The sequence below is a fragment of the Psychromonas antarctica genome (genome assembly GCF_022267535.1).
Classification (GTDB): domain Bacteria; phylum Pseudomonadota; class Gammaproteobacteria; order Enterobacterales; family Psychromonadaceae; genus Psychromonas; species Psychromonas antarctica.
Map to the genome: position 1 here is coordinate 1 of NZ_JAHNZV010000145.1, position 5,909 is coordinate 5,909.

The 5,909-nt window shown below is 41.4% G+C and carries 4 protein-coding genes; 2 read left to right on the plus strand and 2 right to left on the minus strand.

Features of this window, described 5'->3' with window-relative positions:
• Positions 1–164 precede the first annotated feature (164 nt).
• A complete protein-coding gene (locus KSO91_RS15765; protein ID WP_238743985.1) occupies positions 165–1,238 on the plus strand; it encodes an AI-2E family transporter in 1,074 nt (357 codons plus the stop codon).
• Positions 1,235–2,149, plus strand: coding sequence for a class I SAM-dependent methyltransferase (locus tag KSO91_RS15770; protein ID WP_238743986.1), 915 nt, complete (start codon positions 1,235–1,237; stop codon positions 2,147–2,149). The genes KSO91_RS15765 and KSO91_RS15770 overlap by 4 nt, the downstream gene beginning before the upstream one ends.
• Positions 2,150–2,232: 83 nt before the next feature.
• Here KSO91_RS15770 and pta read toward each other — a convergent pair whose 3' ends face one another.
• Together pta and KSO91_RS15780 are read right to left on the minus strand one after the other, a co-directional pair.
• Positions 2,233–4,413, minus strand: a complete 2,181-nt coding sequence (pta, locus tag KSO91_RS15775) for a phosphate acetyltransferase (RefSeq protein ID WP_238743987.1) — start codon at positions 4,411–4,413, stop codon at positions 2,233–2,235.
• Positions 4,414–4,484: 71 nt separating this feature from the next.
• Positions 4,485–5,687: an acetate kinase gene (locus tag KSO91_RS15780; protein WP_238743988.1), complete on the minus strand. Its 1,203-nt coding sequence runs from the start codon at positions 5,685–5,687 to the stop codon at positions 4,485–4,487.
• Positions 5,688–5,909: the final 222 nt, after the last annotated feature.

Below are 5,909 nucleotides of genomic sequence, written 5' to 3' on the forward strand. Positions count from 1 at the left end.
GTACTATATTGTAATTTTATTACACTAATGTTCTGTCCTACTAAGTGTAATAAATAAACAACTCAGAATATATGGCTAAAGAGTAATATTTATCTCAAAATTCTTTGCACCTAAGGACAAGCGGTAATAAGCTTCAACTCTTTTTTATCTAATAAGAGTCAATTATGAAAAATGTATCCCCATTTGCTCGCTGTGCATTATATTTTTCTGCCATCGTTATCTGCTTGGCAGGCATTAAAATTGCGGCTCCGATTGTGGTGCCTTTTTTACTTTCTCTATTTGTGGCCATTATCTGCAATCCCGCCATTAATTTTGCCGTGGCAAAGAGAGTGCCGCGCGCGCTTGCTATTACGTTGGTAATGCTGATTATTTTCTCTTCATTTGTTATCTTAGGTGGAATTATTGGGGCAGCAGTCAACGATTTCCGTCAGGCTTTGCCTACCTATGAAGCACAGTTAGCTGATGAAATTGATTGGTTAATTTCTTGGATGGGGTTGCACAATATAGTCATTTCAATGGGGGAGGTTCGCGGTTATTTTGATCCAGCCAAAGTGATGACGTTAGTGACCACGACATTAACTGGATTTAGTAGTGTATTAGGTAACGCTTTTTTACTGCTATTAACCGTGGTATTTATGCTTACAGAGGGGCAAGGTTTTACTAAAAAATTGCATGCTGCTTTCGATGACTCTGTTGCGACAAAAAAAAGCTTAGATCATTTTTTACATATGGTTAACCGCTATATGGCCATTAAAACGGTGATGAGTTTAGCCACTGGTTTAATCATCGGCCTAGTTTTATGGTTGTTAGGTGTTGATTTTTTTGTGCTATGGGCGTTATTGGCCTTTCTACTTAATTATATTCCCAATATTGGATCTATTATTGCGGCGGTACCGGCGGTTATTTTAACCTTTTTACAGTTTGGTATGGGTCATGCTGCTATTGTTATTGGCTTATTTGGTGGCGTTAATATGGTGATGGGGAGTGTGATCGAGCCTAAATTGATGGGCCGCAGTTTAGGGCTGTCAACCTTGGTGGTGTTTCTATCTTTGATCTTTTGGGGATGGTTATTGGGGGTCGTTGGGATGTTATTATCGGTTCCCTTGACGATGATTTTTAAAATAGCCCTGCAGAATAGTAAAGAAGGGCGCTGGTTCGCTATTCTGCTGAGCTCGGATGAAGAGGTCACTGAGATGGAAACTTCGCAACGTGCCATAGAAGAAGAGAACGAGAAATGAAAATAGTCGAACATATCAACTGGTCGAAGGTGGTTTTATTACCTAAAAATGAACTACAACGTTTATTTCATGGACGCGGTTTTTGTTTTCCCGAGTATAGCCATATTAATATTGACTGGTTATCACCTGTGATATTAATTATCTTATATAAAGAGATTGATGAGAGGGAGTTGTACCAGCTGAGTGAGTCACTACTTAACAAGATGACGGAGTTAGGCTTTACGGTAAAAAGTGTTCAAGTCCAATACCGTTGTCGTGATTTTGCACCGACAGCGGTTCTTTTTGGACAGTGTATTACGGATTTAATCGCTACTGAAAATTCACTTAATTATAAAATAACCTTAGGTAGCAAACAAAATTACGGCATTTTTTTGGATATGAAAAACGGCCGCCGCTGGGTGCAAGAAAACAGTAAAAGTAAACGGGTACTCAATCTTTTCTCCTATACTTGTGCATTCTCAAATGCTGCGCTAGCGGGTGGGGCCGCGCAAGTTATTAATCTGGATATGAGTAAAGCTGCGCTGGCAGTGGGACGAGACAATCATAGATTAAACGGTCATGATTTAAGCAAAGTTAAATATCTAGGGCATGATCTTTTCAAGTCTTGGGGCAAGATTAAGCGTTTTGCTCCCTACGATATTATTATCGCCGATCCACCCTCTTTGCAAAAAGGCAGTGTTAATATCAGACGTGATTATCCTAAAATAATTCGTCGTTTACCGGCCTTATTGAATAAGGGGGGGGTGGCGTTATTATGCTTAAATTCGCCCGACTTAGGTTTTCAATTTTTGACGGAAACGATTAAGGAAGAATCTCCGCAGGCTAAAATAATAAAACAGATAGCGCCGCCGGATGAATTTCTTAATATTAACCCAGATCAGGGACTCAAATGTTTATTGGTGCAGTTTTAGTTTTTGGTTGAGTGTTTAATTCTAATATAAAAAGCCCCATTTTTTACAAAATGGGGCTTTTTAGTAATGCCTAACAAACAGAGTTACGACTCTATGAGTAATGCTTTTTCTGCAGTTGCTTTGTCACTTGCTTGTGTTGCTTGAATCGCAGTTAGGGCGATGGTGTATACGATATCGTCAACCAGGGCGCCACGAGAGAGATCATTAACTGGCTTACGCATGCCTTGCAGCATTGGGCCGATACTGATCAAATCGGCACTACGCTGTACCGCTTTATAAGTGGTATTACCGGTATTCAGATCAGGGAAAATAAAGACAGTGGCTTTACCTGCTACAGGGCTATTAGGCGCCTTGCTTTTTGCTACATTTTCCATCACCGCTGCGTCATATTGAAGCGGGCCGTCAATCAGTAAATCGGGTCGACGTTGCTGCGCTATTTTAGTGGCTTCACGTACTTTTTCGACATCTGATCCCGCGCCTGAGTCCCCAGTTGAATAGCTGATCATAGCCACTTTAGGATCAATACCAAATGCTATCGCGGAATCAGCAGACTGAATGGCGATATCTGCAAGTTGCTCTGCGGTGGGATCTGGGTTGATTGCACAGTCCCCATAAACTAATACTTGGTCTGGTAATAACATAAAGAAGATCGATGATACCAAGTTTGCACCGGGCGCTGTTTTAATTAACTGTAGTGCCGGGCGAATTGTATTGGCGGTGGTATGAATTGCGCCGGAGACAAGACCCGTCACTTCACTTTCAGCCAACATCATAGTACCTAATACAACCGTATCTTGCAGTTGCTCACGAGCAACAACTGCCGTTAACCCTTTGCTTTTACGCAATTCAACCATTGGTGCAACATAACGTTCAATAACATCAATAGGGTTAATAATTTCTACTTCATCAGTTAAAACAATACCTTGTTGCGTTGCAACACGTAAAATCTCTTCCGGATCACCTAATAAAACCGGTTTTGCAATACCGCGTTGTGCACAGATAAGCGCAGCCTGAATGGTACGCGGCTCTTCACCTTCGGGTAAGACGATGCGTTGACTTGTCTTACGTGCAAGCTCTGTTAAATGATAACGGAATGCAGGAGGAGATAAGCGGCGAGATAAAGAAGAGTCTTCTGTTAGCGTATTTAACCAGTGGTTATCAATGTGGCTGGCAATATACTCTTGTACTTTGTCGATGCGCTCAATATCATCAACTGGAATTTCCATATTAAAATTTTGCAGGCGCTGTGCTGTCTGCCAAGTATTACTCTTGATCAGTAGAATTGGTAAACCAGCTTCCATGGCGCGTTTACAGAGCTTCATTACTTCATCTTCTGGTGGGTAATCACCTGTTAATAATAAACAGCCAATTTTCATACCATTCATAACCGCCAGAGAAGCTGCGATAATAACATCACTGCGATCCCCTGAGGTGACCAGCATCGAACCCGCTTTAAAGTGCTCAATCATATTCGGAATGGAGCGGGCACAGAAAGTGACACGTTGTAAACGGCGATTATCAAGATCACCTTTATTTAATATCTGTGCTCCGAGGTGTATGGCAAGATCTTTTACACGTGGGGCAATCAGTTCCGCACTCCATGGAATGCAGCCCAAAATGGGTAATGGGCTTTTACTGAACATTTGCAATACTTCAAGATTGCTGCTGGACGGGCCTGATGGAATATCAAACATCTCTGTTAAATCAGGTCGCGTATCATCGTGCTCATCAACAGGAGCGCCCACTTTATTAATAATGCAACCGGCAATGCGATTATTTTCTTTACCGCCAAAAGAGGAAACTGCAATTTCGATACGCTCTTTTAATTGCTGCGAAGTATCATTACTTGGCTGCGTAACAAAAACCATTTTTGCATTTAATGCTTTAGCGATACTGTAGTTGATGTCGTTGGCGAATTGGTGTTTATCCGTTGGTACTAGGCCTTCAACAATAATCACATCGCTTTCTTTGGTGCCTTGACGAAAACGTTCTACTATATTTTCCAATAATTCAGATGTACTGCCCGAAGAAATAAGGTTTTCAGCATATTTAATAGGGAACGGCTCGGGTGGATTAATTGAAGATCCATTACGTAGCGTCGTAGTGGAACGTTCTGGGCCTGTATCGCCGGCACGAGGTTGAGCAATTGGTTTGAAAAAGTTAACGGCAACGCCTTGGCGCTCCATAGCGCGGACCATACCCAGACTAACAGAAGTAACACCGACACCAGAGCCGATAGGTATAAGCATAATTGCACGAGACATGACTATTCCTTGTAGTGATAGAATTTAGAGAAAAAAACGGAGAGCTTTAGCTCTCCTAATTGCATTCATAATTAAAGTGCAGCCACTATTTTTGCTGCGTCTTGGGCAATCACCCATTCTTCATTTGTTGGGATAACCATCGCAATCGGCGATCCTTCCACCGTAATAACACCTTGTTTGCCTAATCTAGCCGCTTCATTTTTAACTTGATCCACCTGATAGCCAAAGATAGTTAATAATTCTAATACTTTAGTGCGGATAAGGTGTGAGTTTTCACCGATACCACCGGTAAATACAATGGCATCAATACGGCCTAATGGAACCGCATAAGAAGCGATATATTTGGCTAAACGGTAGCTAAACATCTCCATCGCGAGTGTTGCTCTTTCATTACCTTCGGCATAACCGTCCAAAATAACGCGGAAATCACTAGAGATGCCGGAGATGCCGAGTAGACCACTTTGTTTTTGGAGTATATCCATTACCCCTCCGATGCTGTAGCCTTTGCGTGTGACTAAATATTCGATGATACTTGGATCGATATCACCACAACGCGTTCCCATTACCAAACCGGCCAACGGTGTCATCCCCATACTGGTGTCGACACATTTACCATTTTTAATAGCGGCAACTGACGCACCATTGCCGAGGTGGGCTGAAATAATATTGATTTGATCAAGCGGTTTGTTTAAGGCTTTTGCTGCTTCATTAGTTACAAATAAATGGCTAGTACCGTGCATGCCATAACGACGAACATGCAGCTCTTTATACATGGTATAAGGTAGTGCATACATAAACGCTTTAGCTGGCATGGTTTGATGAAAAGCAGTGTCAAAAACAGTAACTTGAGGGAGTGTTGGGAAAGCGGCTTGGGCAGCTTTAATACCTAATACATGGGCGTGATTATGTAATGGAGCAAGTGAAGCACATTCTTCAATTCCTTCAATTACGCTATCATCAACAAGCACGGATTGAGTGAACTTTTCTCCACCGTGAACAATACGGTGTCCGACTGCTATAAATTGTTCTGCTAACCCAGCTTCTTTTTTTATTATTTTTTCAACAATATAAGAAATAGCCGCTGCATGAGCACTATTTGCTGGGAGGCTTGAGGACTCTTTTCTACCGGAAATTTTCCATTTTAGACGTGCATCGGGAAGATTAAAGCATTCTGCGAGTCCGCTAATAATTTCATCTCCATTTTCGGCATTAATAACGGCAAATTTAAGAGATGAACTACCACAGTTCAGGACGAGGACAAGTTTGTTGTTCATAAAAAATTCCAGTAAGTAAATTGATAATATCAGCATCTTACTTGGTGAATGCTGAGGGCTGTTAATGGCGCGCAAAACATCCAAAATAGTCAGTTATTTGTTGGGGGATTTCGCGCAAATTATTGTTATAGAAGTCTACGCCGATGTCGTTAAATGACAATGAAGAATTCATAAAAATTAATTTAAAAATGAATTTTTCATTAACAAGTTGCTGAACTTTTG

What these genes read in the sequence shown, in the direction of transcription:
- KSO91_RS15765 (WP_238743985.1), top strand. Translation starts at nt 165, where the DNA reads ATGAAAAATGTATCCCCATTTGCTCGCTGTGCATTATATTTTTCTGCC.
- KSO91_RS15770 (WP_238743986.1), top strand. Translation starts at nt 1,235, where the DNA reads ATGAAAATAGTCGAACATATCAACTGGTCGAAGGTGGTTTTATTACCT.
- pta (WP_238743987.1), bottom strand. Translation starts at nt 4,413, where the DNA reads ATGTCTCGTGCAATTATGCTTATACCTATCGGCTCTGGTGTCGGTGTT.
- KSO91_RS15780 (WP_238743988.1), bottom strand. Translation starts at nt 5,687, where the DNA reads ATGAACAACAAACTTGTCCTCGTCCTGAACTGTGGTAGTTCATCTCTT.